Origin of the sequence: Actinomycetospora sp., assembly GCF_036497245.1 — a bacterium.
Classification (GTDB): Bacteria; Actinomycetota; Actinomycetes; order Mycobacteriales; family Pseudonocardiaceae; genus Actinomycetospora.
The window spans coordinates 26243-42257 of the sequence record NZ_DASXJS010000123.1 but is presented as its reverse complement, the minus strand read 5'-3'; the positions used below and the strand labels follow the sequence as shown (position 1 = coordinate 42257).

Below are 16015 nucleotides of genomic sequence, written 5' to 3'. Positions count from 1 at the left end.
GCAGCATCTCGGCCACCAGGTCCGGGTGCTCGACGTAGTTCTGGGCGTGCCCGAGCAGACCGGGGATGAGGACCGAGTCGCCGAGGCGCTCCCGGAGCGCGGCGTCGTTCCAGATCCTCCACTCGTGGGAGTGCCGCGGGTTCGCCACCTCGAACGAATAGGCCCCCGCCCGGATCGCCAGCATCGGCCCGGCCACCTCGGCCATGGTGATGTCGTGGACCCGCGGCCCGTGGTTGAGCCCGTAACAGGTGTGCAGCCGGATCTTCTCGGTCGGGATGTCGCGCAGCGCGTGGTTGACGATCTCCGCGTGCTCCGCGGCGGTCCGCTGCTGCTCCTCGGGCGACAGCGCCGGGTCGGACAGGATCTCGATGAGCCACGGGTCGTCGATCTGGAGCAGGAACCCGGCGTCGACGATCGCCAGGTACTCCTCGCGCAGCGCCTCCGCGACCGCGGTGTAGTACTCGCGTTCGGTCGCGTAGTACTCGTTGCGCCCGAAGCCCCGCGGTGAGGTCGAGGGCATGAACGCCTCGGTGTGGTCGACCCCGACGAGGGCGGCGCGCAGGTTGTCGATGTCGGTGCGCAGCTGCTCCTGGCCGGTGTAGGAGACCGGGCCGACGCAGGCCACGGTCACCATCGGTGCCACGGTCTTCGAGTACTTGCCGAGGTACTGCTCGTAGTACTCGGGGAAGGCGTCGATCTCGAGCTTCCAGGACGGCGGCAGCAGCTTCTCCCCGGAGGTCGGCGAGAACCCGTCGAGGCGGTCCTGGACGTAGGTCGCGAAGCTGACCTTGCCCATCTCGCCGTCGGTGACGACGTCGAGCCCGACCTCGACCTGCTTCGCGACCACGTCGGCCACCGCCTGCGTGACCTGCTTGGCGAAGACGGCCTCGTCGTAGGGACGGCCGTGCTCCTTCTCGCGCATCGTGTCGAGCAGCGCCTCCGGACGGGCGAGGCTGCCGACGTGGGTGGTGAGGATCCGCTCGCTGCTGCGCTGCATGGGACCGACGCTAGGAACGCGGCCCGCTCCCGGACACCGCCCTGTTCGCGGGACCGGAACGGGCACCGTCCACGGCGCGCCGGATCGCGATCACCGCCCGGTCCCGCTCGGCGACGAGGTCGTCGAAGGTCCGCTCGGTCGCGGTGCCCGCCACCATGGCGTCGCGGAGGTCCGGGGTCAGCTCCGGCGCGTCGAGCCGGGTCCACGGGGCGAGCAGCGACGGCCCGAAGTGGTCGAGCATGTGGGCCATCCCGCCCTCGCCGCCGGCCAGGTGGAACGTCCGGCACGGCCCGTGCACCGGCCAGCGCAGCCCCGGGCCCTCGGTGATCGAGGCGTCGATCTGCTCCACGGTGGCCTCGCCGTTGGCGACCATGTGCAGCGCCTCGCGCCAGAGCGCCTCCTGCAGCCGGTTCGCGACGAAGCCCGGAACCTCCCGGTCCATCTCGATCACCGACTTGCCGATCCCGCGGTAGAACCGGGCCGCGGACGCCACGACGGCGGGGTCGGTCGCCTCGCCGCCGACGACCTCCAGGAGCGGGATCAGGTACGGCGGGTTGAACGGGTGCCCGACCACGAGCCGGGCCGGGTCCTCGGCGAGCGTGGCCATGTCCGTCATCGGAAAGCCGGAGGTGGAGCTCGCGACGGTCACGCCCTCGCCGGTCGCGGCGATCAGGTCGGCCAGCAGGCGACGCTTGAGGTCGAGGTCCTCGGGGGCGGACTCCTGGACGAACTCGGCGTCCCGCACGGCCTCCTCGAGCGAGCCCGCGACGGTCAGCACGCCCCACCGGTCGTCGGGGAGGCCCAGCTCGTTCAGCGCCGGGCGGGCGGCCTCGACGATCCGGCGCAGCCGGGCCTCGGCGTCAGGGGCGGGGTCCCAGGCGACGACGTCGAACCCGCGCGCCAGGAAGTAGGCGGCCCACCCGCCGCCGATGACGCCCGCGCCGATGCACGCGACGGTGCGGTTCATCGGGGCCCTCCGGCCAGGCCGAAGATCTCGCGGGCCTGGTCCGGGGTGGCGACGGACGCGCCGAGCCCCTCGACGATCGTCACGGCGCGGTCCACGAGCGCGGCGTTGGTCGCCTTCACCCCGCGGGAGAGGTAGAGGTTGTCCTCCAGCCCGACGCGGGCGTGGCCGCCGAGCAGCACCGACTGCGCCACCCACGGCAGCTGGTCGCGGCCCAGCGCGAACGAGGTGAACTGCGCGCCATCGGGCAGCAGGTTGACCATCGCCTGGAGCAGTCCGGGATCGGCGGGCGCACCGTACGGGACCCCCATGCAGAGCTGGATCAGCGCCGGGGAGTCGATGAGGCCCTCGTCGTGCATGACCTTCGCGAACCAGAGCTGGCCGGAGTCGAAGACCTCCAGCTCGGGCTTCACCCCCAGCTCCTGGAACCGCTTCGCGCCGGCCCGGAGCATGTCCGTGGTGGACACGTAGAGGGCGCTGCCGTCGCCGAAGTTGTACGACCCGCAGTCCAGGGTCGCGATGTCGGGCCGCAGCTCCTCGACGTGCGGCAGCCGGTCCATGGCGTTGACCAGGTCGGTGCCGTCGACGGGCTCGAGCGGGTCCTGTTCGTCGACGACCAGGTCGCCGCCCATCCCGGCGGTGAGGTTGAGGACGACGTCGACGTCGCTCGCGCGGATGAGCCGGACGGCCTCGCGGTAGAGGGCGACGTCACGCGAGCGGATCCCGGTCTCCGGGTGGCGGACGTGCACGTGGACGACGGCCGCACCGGCCCGGGCGGCGGCGATAGCGTCGTCGGCGATCTGCGCCGGGGTGACCGGCACGTGCGGGCTCTTCCCCACGCTGTCGGCCGCGCCGGTCAGGGCGCAGGTGATGACGACGGTGTGGTTCATGGCTTCTCCAGGATCGAGTGCTCGAGGAAGTCGTGGAGGGCTGCGCGCATGTCGTCGGCACTCGACGCGCCGCTCATGACGCCGATGCCCAGGCCGTCGACCAGCGCGGTGAGCTGGCGGGCGCGGACGGACTGGTCGCCACCGCGGAAGGCGCCGCTCGCGGCCCCGTCCTCCAGCGTCATGACGACGGTGCGGACCCACCGGTCCTGGGCCTCGCGGTACAGGTCACGACGGGACGGGTCGACGACGGCCTCCGACCACACCTGCATCCAGATCGACCACTCCGGCTCGAGGACGGGGCCCTCGGGCATCTGCAGGTCGAGCAGCCGGACGAGGCGCTCGCGCGGATCGGGGAGGTCGGCGAGGGCGGCGGACTGCCGTTCGAACGCGAGCCCGACGTTGTGGCGCAGCGCCTCGGTCAGCAGCGCATCCTTGCCGGGGAAGTGGTAGTGGACGGCGGCACTGCTGGTCCCGGCCGCGTCGGCGACGTCGGCGACCCGCACCCGGTGGTACCCGCGGGTGGCGATGAGCGTCCAGGCCGCGTCGAGGATGCGCTGCCGGGCGCCATCGGGGTCGTCGGCCCGGGCCGGGGTGACCGACGGTCCCGGGGTGGCGGTGACGGCAGGCCGTTCGCCGTGCACGAGCTCGGCGAGCGGGACGTCGGCCCGTCGGCTGATCGCGGCCAGCTCGTCGGTGGTGAAGCGACGACGCCCGCTGAGGGACTTCGACAGCTTCGTCTCCTCGAGCCCGATCGCGGCCGCGAACTCCCGCCGGGTTGCGCCGGTCCGCCCGATGGCGCGGCGCACCCGCTGGGCGATCTCGTCGGTCACGGCCGGCGACGCTACGGGTGGACTTGCTCTGATCGCAAGGCTGGCTGATCCATCAGTCAGTACCGAGTGGGCCGTCGTGGTTCGGCCCGAAGCCCTGGAGGTCCGCTCGATGGGCTGCGAGACTCGGCGGCGTGGCCTACGCGAACGACGTCGGTGGGATGCACGGGTTCGGTGAGCTCCCGGACGGACACCGGGGCGGGCCGACGTTCGAGTCCGTGTGGGAGGCGCAGACGTTCGTGCTGAACCAGGCGTTCGTGGCGGCCGGCGCGTACACGCTCGACGAGTTCCGGCACACCATGGAGCGCATCCCGCCCGCGGAGTACTACGCGATGCCCTACTACGAGCGCTGGCTGACCGCGCTGGAGCACCTGGTGGGGGAGGGCTCGTGAGCTTCGGGGTCGGCGACCGGGTGCGGGTCCGCACGATGAACCCGCCGGGCCACAACCGGGCGCCCCGCTACGTACGGGGCCACGTGGGGGAGGTCGTCGGGCTGCTCGGGGACGGCCGGTTCCCCGACGACGCCGCCGTCGTCGGCTCCGCCGCGCGCCGGGAGGACATCGTGACGGTCGCGTTCGCGGGCCAGGAGCTGTGGGGCCCGGACGCCCGCGACGGCGACCGGGTCCACGTCGATCTCTTCGTCAGCTACCTGGAGCAGCCATGAGCGGGTCGGGGCACCATCGCAACGGCGAGCTGCAGGCGCGCGTGAACCGCCTGCTCGACGTCGCCGAGGCGCGCGGGGTGATCACCCGCGACGAGGTCGACGGGCGGATCGAGGCGTTCTCCGACCGCGTCACGGCACGCAACGGCGCCGAGATGGTGGTGCGGGCGTGGAACTCGCCGGAGTACCGGGAGCGGTTGCTGGCCGACGCGGGCGCGGCGGGCGCCGAGCTGGGCCACCTCGGCGGCGGCTTCAGCTCGGACATCCGGCTGCACGCGGTGGCGAACAGCGCCGAGGTGCACAACGTCGTCGTCTGCACCCTGTGCTCCTGCTACCCGGTGGCCTGGCTGGGTCCGCCGCCCGCCTGGTACAAGAGCGAGGCCTACCGGTCGCGGGTGGTGCGCGACCCGAGGGGTGTGCTCGCCGAGTTCGGGCTCGTGCTGCCGGACGCCACCGAGGTGCGGGTGTGGGACGCGAGCGCCGAGGCGCGCTACCTCGTCGTGCCGCAGCGCCCGGACGGTGCGGAGGGGCTCTCCGAGGCCGAGCAGCGCGACCTCGTCACGCGCGACTGCCTCATCGGCACGGCCGTCCCGACGGTGCCGTCCCGGGTCTAGGAGCTCGCCCGGTCCAGCGCCGCCGTGATCCGCTCGGCGGCCCGGCGCACGCCCTGCACGACGGCGGGCTTGCGCGGCCCGAGCACCCGCGACGTCGACCCGACGATCGACACCGCGGCCACCGCCCGTCGACGCCCCTCGCCGCCGGTGAGGATCGGCGCCGCGATCGAGGACCAGCCCAGGTCGTACTCGTCGCGGCACGTGGCGTAGCCCTGCTCGCGGGTCTGGACGAGCGTGCGGCGCCAGCGCTGCGGGTCGACGATCGTGAACGGCGTCCGCCGCTCCAGTCCGCGCTCCAGGATCGCGAGCGTCAGGTCCCGGTCCGAGGCGGCGAGGATCCGACCGATCGACGACGAGTGCGCCGGGTTGCGGTGGTAGTCGGTGCGGAACCGCAGGCCCGCGCCCGCGGTTTCGAGCCGCTCCAGGTAGAGCACGTCGGTGCCGACGGCGACGCCGAGCTGGACCGTCTCCCGGACCGTCTCCCGGAGCTCGCCGAGCAGCGGCATGGCGACCTCGCGCAGCAGCAGCCGGTCCACCGCGAGCTGGCCGTACTCGAACAGGCGCAGCCCGAGCCGGTAGCGCCCGGACCCGGAGCGTTCGAGCAGCCCGCCCGCCGCGAGCGCGGCGAGCATCCGGCAGGCCGTCGACTTCGCGATCCCCAGCCGGGCGGCCACCTTCGTCGCGCCCAGCTCGGGCTCGGCGGCGAAGCAGTCGAGGACGGCCACGGCCGTCGACACCGACCGCAACGGGGAGTCGTCCGCGTCCTCGACATTCCCCGTCGCTGCGCTCGCCCCGGCGGAAAGCACGGGTGAGAAGGGAAGCACCGTCATGGCTCACGCCTCCCAGTTCGGGAACTCGTCGGCCGGGGGCACGTTCACCTCGGTGACGCGATTGCGGTACGAGACGAACGCGGACCGGCCACCCTCACGCATCTTGACCCGGATCTCCTCGGTGTTGAGCGGCTCGCCCGGGTCGTAGCCGTGCGCCCAGGTCGCGAACGCCCGCATCGGGCCGGAGTGCGTCGCGGCGAGGATCCGTCGATGGGTCAGCGTGCCGTCGGCGCGACGGGACTCGTCCATCAGGCGGTGGAACCCGCGCCAGAACCGTCGCACGCACATCGCCGGCGGCTCGAAGTACATCATCGGGACCGTCAGCCATTCCTGGATCGGGTCCGCCCCGCCCAGCTGGGTGCGGTAGAAGCGGTCGATCTCGACCAGCCACCGCGGCCGGTCGCCGACCGCGAGCCGCTCGAGGGTCTCGTTGGTGGCCTGATACTGCCGGAACGCCGAGGTGACGTCGCGCAGCCCGTCGGGGGTCCACACCCCGAAGTTGCGCAGCTCCGGGATCGGCTCCGGGTTGGTGACGTCGGCGTCGATGCCCCACATCGACAGCCCGTCCTTGGCCCCGCGGAAGAGCTGGTCGGCGGTCTGCCGAGCACGGTTGGTGTCCGCGCAGACCAGGCGGACCTGGTCGCCTGCGTCGAAGCGCCGCGCCAGCTCGTGGCCGCGGCGGTGGGCCTGCCAGGCACCCATCGGGGTCAGGCCGGCGTCGGTCGAGTACCCCTGGGTGATGCCGTGCCGGATGATCGAGATCTCGCAGACGATCTTCTCCGACGCCTTGCGCTCGATCGGCGCCGCGATCTCCTTGCCCCGGCTCGCCTCCGCGAGCGCCGGGGTGAACCGCTGGCCGTCGTAGCTGACGCTGGTGTCGATCGCCCCGCCCGGGGACGACCCCGACGACGGCGAGGGCGCCTCGGTCGTCGTCGTGGCCCGCTCCCGGAAGCGGCGCAGGTAGAGCGGCGTCCCGTCCTCGGGGGCCTCACCGTTCTCCGTCGCGCTGCGGCGGGACCGGTACTTCGAGAGGTAGTCCGGCGTCTCGTAGCGGTCGACGGACCGCGGATCCCGCGCCATCAGGAGTGCACCGTGAAGAAGCGCTCGTTGACCTGGCGGTGGTAGTAGAAGATGGCGCGGCCCATCTCCTCCTCGGTCCAGGTGATCGGCTCGAAGTCCGGATCCACCCAGTAGCCGCCGGTGAACAGCTCGTTCCGGTTGCCCGCGGGGTCGAAGAAGTAGGTGGTGTAGCCGCGGGTCACGCCGTGCCGAGTCGGGGCCACGTCGATGTTCACCCCGTGATAGGCGAGGGTGTCGGCCGCGTCGCGGATACCGTTCCAGTCGTCGAGCCAGAACGCGAAGTGGTGCAGCGCGCCGTTCGGCCCGGTGATGACGGCGATGTCGTGCGGGGTGTGGGAGTGCTCCAGGAACGTCGCGAGCTGGTGCCCGTCGTTGGCGAGGATCTGCTCGGTGAGCCGGAACTCCAGCAGTTCGCAGAAGAACGCGGTGAACGCCTCGACGTCCTCGGCCATGACGAAGATGTGGTCCAGCCGGGGCGGCGCGATCCCGACGAGGTCCTGCGGGCGGGGCGGCGGGTTGGTCATCGGCAGCATGTTCCCGACCCGCTCCATGCCGTGCACCAGCTCGACCAGGTGCCCGGACGGCGCCTCGAACCGGATCGCCTCGCCCCAGCCCGGGCCGAGCTCGCGGGAGGCGAACCGCTTCACGGGCACCCCGGCCGCCTCGAGCTTCGTCGTGAAGTGGTCGAGGTCCTCGTGGGCGTGCAGCTTGAACGACATGTGGTCCAGGCCGTAGGTGGGGGCGGCGCGGAGGATTACCGAGTGGTGCTCGCGCTCGTCCCAGCACTTGAGGAACACGCGCTCGGCGCCGTCGCGCTCGTCGCGGGCGGTCTCGATGAGGCCGAGCACCTCGGTGTAATAGGCGGTGGCGAGCTCGAGGTCGGGCACGCGGATCTCGACGTGCTGCAGCCTGAGGATGCGGTCGGACGTGGAGTTGGTCGGCACGGTCTCTCCTCAGGTGTGCATGCGCAGGAACCGCTGGCTGATGACGTTCTCGTAGTAGAAGAGGCCCTTGCCGAAGTTGTCCTCGGTCCAGGTGAGGATCTCGGTGTCGGGGTCGACCCAGTAGCCGCCGGTGAAGACCTCGTTGCGGATCCCGAGGGGGTCGAAGAAGTAGATGGTGTTGCCGCGCGTGACGCCGTGGCGTGTGGGGCCCTGGTCGATCTGGACGCCGTTGTAGGCCAGCGTGTCCGCGGCCTTGCGCACGTGGTCCCAGTCGTCGAGCCAGTACGCCCAGTGGTGCAGCGCGCCGTTCGGGCCGTTGACGATCGCGATGTCGTGCGGCGAGTTGGTCCGGCCGGCGAGCCAGACGCCGAGCTGGTGACCGTTCCCGTCGAGGACCTGCTCGGTCATCCGCAGACCCAGCACCTCGGTGAAGAACCGCGCGGACTCGCCGACCTCCTCGGCGTTGACCAGCATGTGGTCCATGCGCGGCGGCGCGATGCCCGGCAGGTCGGGCGGAGGGATCGGCGCCGGGTTGTGCTTGCCGAGCATGTTGCCGGTCTTCTCGATGTCCCAGACCAGCTCCATGACCTGGCCCGAGGGCACCTCGAAGCGGACCGACTCGCCCTGCCCGAGCGCCTCGCCCCGGCTCACGCGCGACGTCGGGCAGCCGTACGCCTCGACCTTGGACTCGAAGTCGGCGAGGTCGTCCTCGGCCTCCACGCGGAAGGTGAAGGAGTCCAACCCGGTGCGCGGGTTGTAGCGCATCCGCAGCGAGTGGTGGTCCTCCTCGTCCCAGCACTTGAGGTAGACCGCGTCGTCGGTGCGAGCGACCTGCTGCAGGCCCATGACCTCGGTGTAGTAGGCCGTCGACAGGTCGAGGTCGGGAGTCCGCACGTCCACGTGCGCGAGTCGCAGGATGCCCACGTCCGGTCCTCTCGGGTGGGGAACCGGCGGGACCCGCCGGTGTGCTTGACGTCACGACGCTAGCCGCCCTAGCGTTCCGGAGAGAAGAGCAGCCGTTCCGGCATCCGGAAAGCGAGCCGGAACGAGATCGACCCGAGCGGGAGGTGGCGACGTGGCCGATCCGATGGCGATGCGCCGCGCCGTCGCGGGCTACGTCGACGGCATCCACCGCGCCTACGCCGGGCAGGCGTCGACGTTCCCGCCCGCGGTGCGCGGCCGGATGCCGCTCCTGGCCGCCGGCCGGTTCACCGTCGTCGCCGCCGGCGCGCGGAACCTGCACGTCCTGGCGACGACGGAGCCCCTCGGGCCCCTGCAGGGTGAGGAGGTCGAGCTGCCGGGGAAGCTCGAGGGCATGGACTGGACGGTCCGCTTCTACGACCCGGTGGTGCTGCCCGCCCTGGGTCTGATCGACGAGGGGGACCAGGCGCGCCCGAGCGAGGTCCGGGGCTGCCTCGGGATCTCGACGGTGCTCTACCACGTGGTCACCCAGCCGGGATCGGGACTCTCGCCGCACCACGCGGGCCACGTCGGGTCCGGCCTGGCCAGCGGGCACTCCGCCGCGGCCCGGGACTTCGACACGCTGCGCTCGCGGGCCCGCGGCCGGGAGGTGCTCGTCGACGAGATGCAGGGCGCCGCGGTGGCCGGGCTCGCCCGGGCCCAGGTGCTCCTCGCCCGGGCGATCGCGCCGCACAATCCCGCCGTCGGCGAGGCGGTCGACGCCGCGCTGCGCCCCGGTGCCGACCTGGACCCCGACGGCGTGCGCCGGGTCCTCGTCGGGGCCCTCGGAGGCACCGCGGCGAGCACGGTCGGGGCGGTCTGAGTGGACGCTCCGCTGCAGTCGGTCACCAACGCCGCGCGCCTGCTCAAGGCGTTCCTCTCGCGGGAGGAGACCCTCGGCGTCTCCGAGCTCGCGCGCCGGCTCGGGCTCGGCAAGAGCGCCGTGCACCGGCTGCTGACGACTCTCGCCGCGGAGGGCCTCGTCGCCCGGGACGCCGACGGCGGGTACCGGCTCGGCCTGGTCGTGTTCGAACTGGGCGAGGCCGTGCGCTCCCACATGGACCTGCACGCCGCGGCAGGCCCGGTGCTGGCCGAGCTGCGGGAGCAGACCGGCGAGTCGTCGCAGGTGGGGGTGCTCGACGGCGACGAGGTCGTCTACGTCGACCGCCTGGAGAGCACCCACTCGCTGCGGCTGTTCCACGAGACCGGCCGACGGGTCCCGCTGCACTGCACCAGCTCGGGGAAGGTGCTGTTCGCGGAGATGCCCCGGGACCGCCGCGAGCGGATCCTCGCCGCGGGGCTGCGGGCGCACACCCCGCACACGATCGTCACGCCGGACGCCATGCGCGCCGAGCTCGCGGGAGTCCGCGATCGGGGGTGGGCGGACGCGGTGAACGAGCGCGAGATCGGGGTCGCCTCGCTCGCGGCCCCCGTCCGCGGGCCCGGCGGGGCGGTGGTCGCCGCCATCAGCGTCGGCGCCCCGATCACCCGCTTCCGCGCCATTCCGCGCCAGCGCCTCGCGCGCTGGGTGGTGGAGGCGGGGGAGGCGGTGTCGCGGCGGTTGGGGTGGTCCGAACCGGGGTGCCCCGCCCCGTCGTCCGGAGCAGGATCCTCGTCGTCCACCGTCCGCACGCCGAACGGCCAGGAGGCCGCGCATGCCCGAGTCTGACCCCGCCGGATCCGAGTGGGCCGGCCTCGACGCGCCGGGCAAGGCCCGTGCGCTGTACGAGGCGCGGCGCACCCGCGTCCCGATCGCGCCCTTCACCGACAGCGACCCGTCACTGGGGATGGCCGAGGGCTACGCCATCGCGCGTGAGCTGCTCCCGCTGCTGCTGGCGGACGGCGACCGCGTCGTCGGGTACAAGGTGGGCCTGACGTCGACGGCGATGCAGCGGATGGTCGGCGTCGACTCGCCCGACCACGGGCCGGTGCTCGCCTCGACGCTCTACCGGGACGGCGACCCGCTGCCCCTCGACCGGTTCATCGCCCCCAAGGTGGAGGCGGAGATCGTGTTCGTGATGGGGGACCGGCTGCTCGGTCCCGGCATCGGCCCCACGGACGCCGCGCGGGCCGTCGCGGGCGTGGCCGCGTCGATGGAGATCGTCGACTCCCGGATCGCGGACTGGCGGATCAAGCTCGCCGACACGGTGGCGGACCTGGCGTCGAACGGGGCGGTGGCGGTCTCGTCGCGGGTGGTCCCGCTGGAGGGGCTGGACACGCGGCTGATCGGGTTGACGCTGACCCGCAACGGCGAGCTGATCGACACCGGGGCGGGCGCGGCGGCACTGGGCGATCCGCTCGCGGTCGTGGCCTGGCTGGCGAACGTGCTCGGCGAGCACGGCGTCGCGCTGGAACCGGGGCACCTGGTGATGACGGGGGCGCTGCACGCGGCCGTGCCGATGGCCGCGGGCGAGGTGTACCGCGCGGAGTTCGACCGGCTGGGGCCGGTGTCGATCCGGGTGACGGCAGGTTCCGAGGGTGAGGTGGCGGCGTGATCGACATCAACGAGCTGGCGGCGCGGCTCTCGAAGGCGGTCGCGGAGCGCACGGCGATCGAGCCGCTGTCCGACGACGTCGCGGACCTCGACCTCGAGACCGGCTACGCGGTCCAGCGGGTGCTCCGGGAGCAGGCCGGCCCGACGGCGGGCTGGAAGCTCGGGGTGACCTCCCGGGCGAAGCAGGCGCAGGTCGGGGTGTCCGCGCCGGTGTGCGGGTTCCTGCCCGCCGCGGGGGCGCTGGACCTGGGCGAGCCGCTGTCGGTGTCCTCGCTCATCCAGCCGCGGGCGGAACCGGAGATCGTGTTCGTCCTGGGTCGGGACCTCTCGGGGGCGCACGCCACGGCGGTCGACGTGCTCTCGGCGACCTCCGGCCTGGCGGTCGGCATCGAGGTGCTCGACTCCCGCTTCCGCGACTACCGGTTCACGATGGCCGACGTCGTCGCGGACAACACCTCGGCGGCGCGGTACGTGGTCGGCACCCCGGTACCGCCGGCCGGGATCGACGCGCGCCTGGTCGGCGTCGTGCTCGAGAAGAACGGCGAGGTGATCGCGACGGCGTCCGGTGCGGCGTCGCTCGGCCACCCGGCCGCGGCGGTGGCGTGGCTGGTCCGTCGCCTCGCCGCGTCCGGGGAGGGACTGCGGGCCGGCGAGGTGGTGCTCTCCGGAGGGCTGACCGCCGCGACGCCGGTGACGCCCGGGGATGTGGTGACCGTGTCGATCGACCGGCTCGGCACGGTGGAGATGGCTGTCGCCATGTGAACGGAATCGGTCGTCATGGCGACCACATCCGTTCACGTGGCCCGACGAAGGAAGGCGCCCTCATGCCTCTGGTCCAGATCACGCTCGCGCGCGGGCGTACCCCCGAGCAGCTCGCCGCGCTGGGGGAGAAGGTGACCGCGGCCGTCTCCGAGGCGGTGGGCGCCCCGGCGGGCAACGTCCGCGTCGTCGTCACCGAGTGCGAGCCCGAGCACTGGTTCGTCGGCGGGGAGTCGCTCGCGGATCTCCGGTCGTCGGGCCGGCGGTGACCGGAGTGCTCGTCGACCTGGGCGAGCCGGCCGGGCGGTCCGCCTGGACGGTGACCGCCGACGACGGGCGGGTGTTCGCGGTCTTCGTGCTCGACGACGGCGGGCTGCGGGTCACCGACGCCGCCTGCCCGCACAACGCGGGCCCGCTCGTCGAGGGGCAGGTCCGGGCCGGCGAGGTCCGCTGCCCGTGGCACTGGTACCGCTTCGATCTCGACACCGGCGCCTGTCGCACGACGGATCTGTTCGCGCTCGCGGTCCACCCGGTGCTCGAGGTCGACGGGCGGCCCCACGCGGACGTCGGGGACGCCCCGCCGACTTTGTCCTGGTCCGAGCGGCTGCGCGCACACGCCCGCGATGGCGGGTGACCGACCTAACCGGGAGCGCACTTCCGTTTCAGGTGCTAGCGTCGAGCGCGACGCCGCCCTGAGGAGTGATCCCGTGTCCGTCACCGAATCCACCGAGCTGCCGCTCCACGTCCAGCGCGACCGGTTCGACCCGCCCGCGGGCATCAACGCCCTGCGCGACAAGCCCGGCCTGGAGCGCGTCACGGACGCCCTCGGGCATCCCGCCTGGCTGGTGACCCGGTACGACGAGGCCCGCGAGGTCCTCGGGGACGCGACCCGGTTCTCGAACGAGCGCGTGCCTGCCGTCCGGATCCCCGGCGCCGACCCGGCCGTCTTCCGGGCAGGCAACCTGCTCATGAACGACCCGCCCGAGCACACCCGGCTGCGGCGCCTACTCACCGGCGAGTTCACCGTCAAGCGGATCCGCCGCCTCCAGCCGCGGATCTCCGAGATCGTCACCGAACGGCTCGACGCGATGGCGCGGACGGGCCCGCCCGCCGACCTCGTCGCCGACTTCGCGCTGCCCGTCCCGAGCCTGGTGATCTGCGAGCTGCTCGGGGTCCCCTACGCCGACCGTGACGACTTCCAGTCGCGGGCCGGCAAGCAGATCGACCTCACCCTGCCGCTGGAGGAACGGGGGAGGGTCGCCGCCGAGTCGCGGGCCTACATGGGCGAGCTGGTCGACCGGGCGTTCGCCGCGCCCGGGGAGGACATGCTCGGGATGCTGGTCCGCGAGCACGGTGAGGACCTGACCCGCGACGAGCTCATCGGCATCGCCTCGCTGCTGCTCATCGCCGGCCACGAGACCACCGCGAACATGCTCGCCCTCGGTACGCTCGCGCTGCTGCGCCATCCCGAGCAGGCCGCACTGGTGCGCGACGACCCGGAGGCCACGGCACCGGCCGTCGAGGAGCTGATGCGGTACCTGTCGATCGTGCACGCGAGCGTGCCGCGGGTCGCGACCGAGAACACCGAGGTCGCCGGACAGGCGATCGCGCACGGCGAGATGGTGCTCGTCGCGCTGGCCGCCGCGGACCGCGACCGCGCGCTCGTCGAGGACCCCGACCAGCTGGACATCGGCCGTGCCGCCGCCCCGCACGTCGCGTTCGGGCACGGCGTGCACCACTGCCTGGGCGCCCCGCTCGCGCGGATGGAGATGGCGACGGCGTTCCCGGCGCTGCTCCAGCGTTTCCCGACTTTGGCCGCCTCGGTCGACGTCGAGCACGCCGACTTCCGCGAGGGCACGTTCATCTACGGGATGCGCAGCCTGCCCGTGACCTGGTAGGTGGCTCAGGGCACCACCGTCACCGGCCACTTCCCGGCCTTGATCAGCCGCCCGGCGAGCGAGCCCACGAAGCGGTGCCCCGCCTTCATCGACGCCCCGACGACGACGGCGTCAGCGCGCAGATCGTCCGCGGCGCGCACGATCTCGAGGTACGGGTCGCCGTGCACCATCATCAGGCGGGCCTCCATCTCGAGGAGGCGGAGGTACTCCTTCGCCTGCTCGTGCAGGTCGGCGGCGAGATCGTGGGCGGACTCGGCCAGCACCGTGACGGCATCGGCGGACAGCGAGGACATCGCGGGGGTCGTCGTCACCGTGATGACGACGAGCTCGGAGTGTTGCCGTCGGGCCAGGCCCACCGCGTAGGCGCCGCCGCGCAGCGACGTCGTCGAACCGTCCACCGCCGCCAGGATCAGCGACGGGCCATCGGTGCCGAGCTCGAACCCCACGACGCCGATTCTGCTCCCCGCCGCGCCGTTCCGTCGATCATGCGGCGCGACCGGATCGCGCGGTCAGTGCGGCGGCTCGTGGCCCACGACCGTCTCGCCCGTCGGGACGATCTCGCCGGTCCAGCCGCAGGCCGCGCACCAGCAGTAGAAGCGCCGGTCGTCGCCCTCCCAGAACTCCGAGGCGAGATCGACCGCGCCCGCGCAGCCGGGACAGAAGCGGGGCGCGTCGCGGCGATGCGCCTCCGCGTCGGCGGCGAACCGCCGGTCCGGCGGCGAGCTCACCCGACCTGCCCGGAGTCCACCTGGGCCTCGGTGCCGGGGGCCAGCGTCGCGTCCCCGATGCCGCCCCTGGGCGTGAACGGGTCACGGCCTGCGGCCTTGTCCTTCGTGACCTGGTCGGCGGCGCTGAGGTGCACCTTGCGGATGGTGTCGAGCATCGGCGAGAAGCGCGTGGAGCCCATGTCGCAGAAGTCGAGGGCGAACTGTGCACCGCCGGCGTGGAACTTGTCCTTCTCGCAGGGCAGGTCGATCCGCTCGTGCGGCTCCCGGATGGTGCCCAGCGGGTCCTCGCCGTTCTCCACGGCGGCCATCTGCTGCTTGAACATCTTGCGCAGCATCGAGACGCCGATGTCGGAGCGGCCCAGGTGCTCGGTGGTGCGGTCCGCGATCAGACCCTGGGTGCACCACGCCATCATGTCCTGACCCTCGACGTAGTTCACGACGTGGGAGCCGCGCTCGTCGAACACCGGGACCTCGTAGTCCGGGATCGCCGGCTGCGCCAGCGGCTCGTACCCCTCGGGGGCGTGGACGGTGTAGAGCATGAACCGCGTCGTGGTGCGGTTGATCGGGATCCGCAGCTGCATCTGGTGGATGCCGCCGCCCCCGACGCGCATGTTGTACGGGAAGACGAGCGGGTGCCCGACCTTCCAGTCGTCGTTGTCCTCGCTCGCGCCGGCCAGGATCCGGCGCTTGATGATTCCCCAGTCGAAGGCGTCGAAGCCGATGCGCTGGTGCTGCTTGCCGAACGACGGGGGAGCGACGAAGCCCTCGTGGCGGCCGATGAACTCGAAGTACCGCCCGTGCAGGAACTCGACGTGGTGCGGGTCGACCGCGTTCTCCATGATCTGCACGTAGTTGCACGGCAGGTCGGCCCAGCCGATGTCGCGGAACCCGTCCATCACGTAGACGTCGAAGCGGGGCAGCTCGGGGGCGGGGGCCGGGCCGACGTAGGCCCACACCAGCCCGCCCATCTCCTCGACCCGGCCCGCCGTCGCGCGGACGCGGTTCGCGAAGTTGGTGTTCTCCTTCTCCGCGGGCTGGTCGATGCACGCGCCGTCGGTGTCGAACTTCCAGCCGTGGTACGGGCAGCGCAGGCCGTCGTCCTCGACGACGCCGTAGGCCATCGACGCCTTCCGGTGCGGGCACGGCTCGGGGATGATCCCGTAGCGGCCCGACGGCGAGCGCCAGAGCGCGAAGAACTCCCCGAGCAGTTCCACCCGCTTGACGGGGAACTCGGCGAGCTCGCGGGTGAACGCGACGGGGTACCAGTAGCGCCGCAGGACCTCGCCCATGCGGGTCCCGGGCTCGACGGCGGTGAGCTCGTCGTTCTGCTCGGCGGTCAGCACGGCAGCCTCCCCAACGGTGGTGGTGG

The 16015-nt window shown here is 72.7% G+C and carries 21 protein-coding genes; 10 read left to right on the top strand and 11 right to left on the bottom strand.

What is annotated here, in order from left to right; translation table 11 throughout:
* The 4 genes from VGI02_RS12855 to VGI02_RS12840 form a co-directional block, all read right to left on the bottom strand.
* Positions 1–997: uroporphyrinogen decarboxylase/cobalamine-independent methonine synthase family protein (locus VGI02_RS12855; RefSeq protein WP_331627777.1), on the bottom strand; the 997-nt coding region annotated here is incomplete at its 3' end.
* Between the two features lie 10 nt (positions 998–1007).
* Positions 1008–1964, bottom strand: a complete 957-nt coding sequence (locus VGI02_RS12850; protein ID WP_331627776.1) for a 3-hydroxyacyl-CoA dehydrogenase NAD-binding domain-containing protein — start codon at positions 1962–1964, stop codon at positions 1008–1010.
* A complete protein-coding gene (locus VGI02_RS12845) occupies positions 1961–2851 on the bottom strand; it encodes a beta-keto acid cleavage family enzyme (protein WP_331627775.1) in 891 nt (296 codons plus the stop codon). The genes VGI02_RS12850 and VGI02_RS12845 overlap by 4 nt, the downstream gene beginning before the upstream one ends.
* Entirely contained in the window at positions 2848–3681 is an 834-nt protein-coding gene (locus VGI02_RS12840; protein WP_331627774.1) for a TetR/AcrR family transcriptional regulator, read from the bottom strand. Before VGI02_RS12840 ends, VGI02_RS12845 begins: the two co-directional genes overlap by 4 nt.
* A gap of 131 nt (positions 3682–3812) precedes the next feature.
* On the opposite strand from VGI02_RS12840, the gene VGI02_RS12835 reads away from it, so the two are divergent.
* From VGI02_RS12835 to VGI02_RS12825, 3 genes are read left to right on the top strand one after another with little or no spacing between them, the layout of a single operon-like run.
* Entirely contained in the window at positions 3813–4070 is a 258-nt protein-coding gene (locus VGI02_RS12835; protein ID WP_331627773.1) for a hypothetical protein, read from the top strand.
* On the top strand, positions 4067–4342 hold the full coding sequence (locus tag VGI02_RS12830; protein WP_331627772.1) for an SH3-like domain-containing protein: 276 nt from the start codon (positions 4067–4069) through the stop codon (positions 4340–4342). The genes VGI02_RS12835 and VGI02_RS12830 overlap by 4 nt, the downstream gene beginning before the upstream one ends.
* Positions 4339–4953 (top strand): nitrile hydratase subunit alpha, encoded by a 615-nt coding sequence (locus VGI02_RS12825; protein WP_331627771.1) that lies wholly within the window; start codon positions 4339–4341, stop codon positions 4951–4953. The genes VGI02_RS12830 and VGI02_RS12825 overlap by 4 nt, the downstream gene beginning before the upstream one ends.
* Here VGI02_RS12825 and VGI02_RS12820 read toward each other — a convergent pair.
* Genes VGI02_RS12820 through VGI02_RS12805 form a run of 4 tightly spaced genes read right to left on the bottom strand, consistent with a single transcriptional unit; the run spans position 4950 to position 8731 of the window.
* Positions 4950–5783, bottom strand: coding sequence for an IclR family transcriptional regulator (locus tag VGI02_RS12820; RefSeq protein ID WP_331627769.1), 834 nt, complete (start codon positions 5781–5783; stop codon positions 4950–4952). The genes VGI02_RS12825 and VGI02_RS12820 overlap by 4 nt on opposite strands.
* Before the next feature lie 3 nt (positions 5784–5786).
* Entirely contained in the window at positions 5787–6863 is a 1077-nt protein-coding gene (locus VGI02_RS12815) for a histidine phosphatase family protein (RefSeq protein WP_331627768.1), read from the bottom strand.
* Positions 6863–7807, bottom strand: coding sequence for a catechol 2,3-dioxygenase (locus tag VGI02_RS12810; protein WP_331627767.1), 945 nt, complete (start codon positions 7805–7807; stop codon positions 6863–6865). The genes VGI02_RS12815 and VGI02_RS12810 overlap by 1 nt, the downstream gene beginning before the upstream one ends.
* A 9-nt stretch (positions 7808–7816) precedes the next feature.
* Positions 7817–8731 (bottom strand): catechol 2,3-dioxygenase, encoded by a 915-nt coding sequence (locus tag VGI02_RS12805; RefSeq protein WP_331627766.1) that lies wholly within the window; start codon positions 8729–8731, stop codon positions 7817–7819.
* Between the two features lie 151 nt (positions 8732–8882).
* Here VGI02_RS12805 and VGI02_RS12800 point away from each other — a divergent pair, with 151 nt between their 5' ends.
* The 7 genes from VGI02_RS12800 to VGI02_RS12770 all read left to right on the top strand — a co-directional run bounded on the left by VGI02_RS12800 (position 8883) and on the right by VGI02_RS12770 (position 13918).
* Positions 8883–9590 carry a hypothetical protein gene (locus VGI02_RS12800; protein WP_331627765.1) on the top strand — a complete coding sequence of 236 codons (708 nt, stop codon included), beginning with the start codon at positions 8883–8885 and terminating at the stop codon, positions 9588–9590.
* A complete protein-coding gene (locus VGI02_RS12795) occupies positions 9591–10436 on the top strand; it encodes an IclR family transcriptional regulator (protein ID WP_331627764.1) in 846 nt (281 codons plus the stop codon).
* A complete protein-coding gene (locus tag VGI02_RS12790) occupies positions 10423–11262 on the top strand; it encodes a 2-keto-4-pentenoate hydratase (RefSeq protein WP_331627763.1) in 840 nt (279 codons plus the stop codon). The genes VGI02_RS12795 and VGI02_RS12790 overlap by 14 nt, the downstream gene beginning before the upstream one ends.
* Positions 11259–12023: a 2-keto-4-pentenoate hydratase gene (locus VGI02_RS12785; RefSeq protein ID WP_331627761.1), complete on the top strand. Its 765-nt coding sequence runs from the start codon at positions 11259–11261 to the stop codon at positions 12021–12023. The genes VGI02_RS12790 and VGI02_RS12785 overlap by 4 nt, the downstream gene beginning before the upstream one ends.
* Positions 12024–12085: 62 nt before the next feature.
* Positions 12086–12289, top strand: coding sequence for a 2-hydroxymuconate tautomerase (gene thmT / locus VGI02_RS12780; protein WP_331627760.1), 204 nt, complete (start codon positions 12086–12088; stop codon positions 12287–12289).
* Positions 12286–12654: a Rieske (2Fe-2S) protein gene (locus VGI02_RS12775; protein WP_331627759.1), complete on the top strand. Its 369-nt coding sequence runs from the start codon at positions 12286–12288 to the stop codon at positions 12652–12654. Before thmT ends, VGI02_RS12775 begins: the two co-directional genes overlap by 4 nt.
* Before the next feature lie 73 nt (positions 12655–12727).
* The gene (locus tag VGI02_RS12770) at positions 12728–13918 is read left to right on the top strand and encodes a cytochrome P450 (protein WP_331627758.1); all 1191 of its coding nucleotides are present in this window, start codon (positions 12728–12730) and stop codon (positions 13916–13918) included.
* A gap of 5 nt (positions 13919–13923) precedes the next feature.
* Here the strand turns inward: VGI02_RS12770 and VGI02_RS12765 are convergent, their stop codons facing one another.
* From VGI02_RS12765 to VGI02_RS12755, 3 genes are all read right to left on the bottom strand, one after another.
* Positions 13924–14364 (bottom strand): universal stress protein, encoded by a 441-nt coding sequence (locus VGI02_RS12765; RefSeq protein ID WP_331627757.1) that lies wholly within the window; start codon positions 14362–14364, stop codon positions 13924–13926.
* Between the two features lie 63 nt (positions 14365–14427).
* Positions 14428–14646 carry a hypothetical protein gene (locus tag VGI02_RS12760; protein WP_331627756.1) on the bottom strand — a complete coding sequence of 73 codons (219 nt, stop codon included), beginning with the start codon at positions 14644–14646 and terminating at the stop codon, positions 14428–14430.
* On the bottom strand, positions 14643–15989 hold the full coding sequence (locus VGI02_RS12755; protein WP_331627755.1) for a Rieske 2Fe-2S domain-containing protein: 1347 nt from the start codon (positions 15987–15989) through the stop codon (positions 14643–14645). Before VGI02_RS12755 ends, VGI02_RS12760 begins: the two co-directional genes overlap by 4 nt.
* Positions 15990–16015 lie beyond the last annotated feature (26 nt).

Excerpts from the sequence above, each read along its gene's own strand:
- VGI02_RS12825 (WP_331627771.1), top strand. The coding sequence starts at position 4,339 with ATGAGCGGGTCGGGGCACCATCGCAACGGCGAGCTGCAGGCGCGCGTG.
- VGI02_RS12815 (WP_331627768.1), bottom strand. The coding sequence starts at position 6,863 with ATGGCGCGGGATCCGCGGTCCGTCGACCGCTACGAGACGCCGGACTAC.
- VGI02_RS12790 (WP_331627763.1), top strand. The coding sequence starts at position 10,423 with ATGCCCGAGTCTGACCCCGCCGGATCCGAGTGGGCCGGCCTCGACGCG.
- VGI02_RS12820 (WP_331627769.1), bottom strand. The coding sequence starts at position 5,783 with ATGACGGTGCTTCCCTTCTCACCCGTGCTTTCCGCCGGGGCGAGCGCA.
- thmT (WP_331627760.1), top strand. The coding sequence starts at position 12,086 with ATGCCTCTGGTCCAGATCACGCTCGCGCGCGGGCGTACCCCCGAGCAG.
- VGI02_RS12845 (WP_331627775.1), bottom strand. The coding sequence starts at position 2,851 with ATGAACCACACCGTCGTCATCACCTGCGCCCTGACCGGCGCGGCCGAC.
- VGI02_RS12850 (WP_331627776.1), bottom strand. The coding sequence starts at position 1,964 with ATGAACCGCACCGTCGCGTGCATCGGCGCGGGCGTCATCGGCGGCGGG.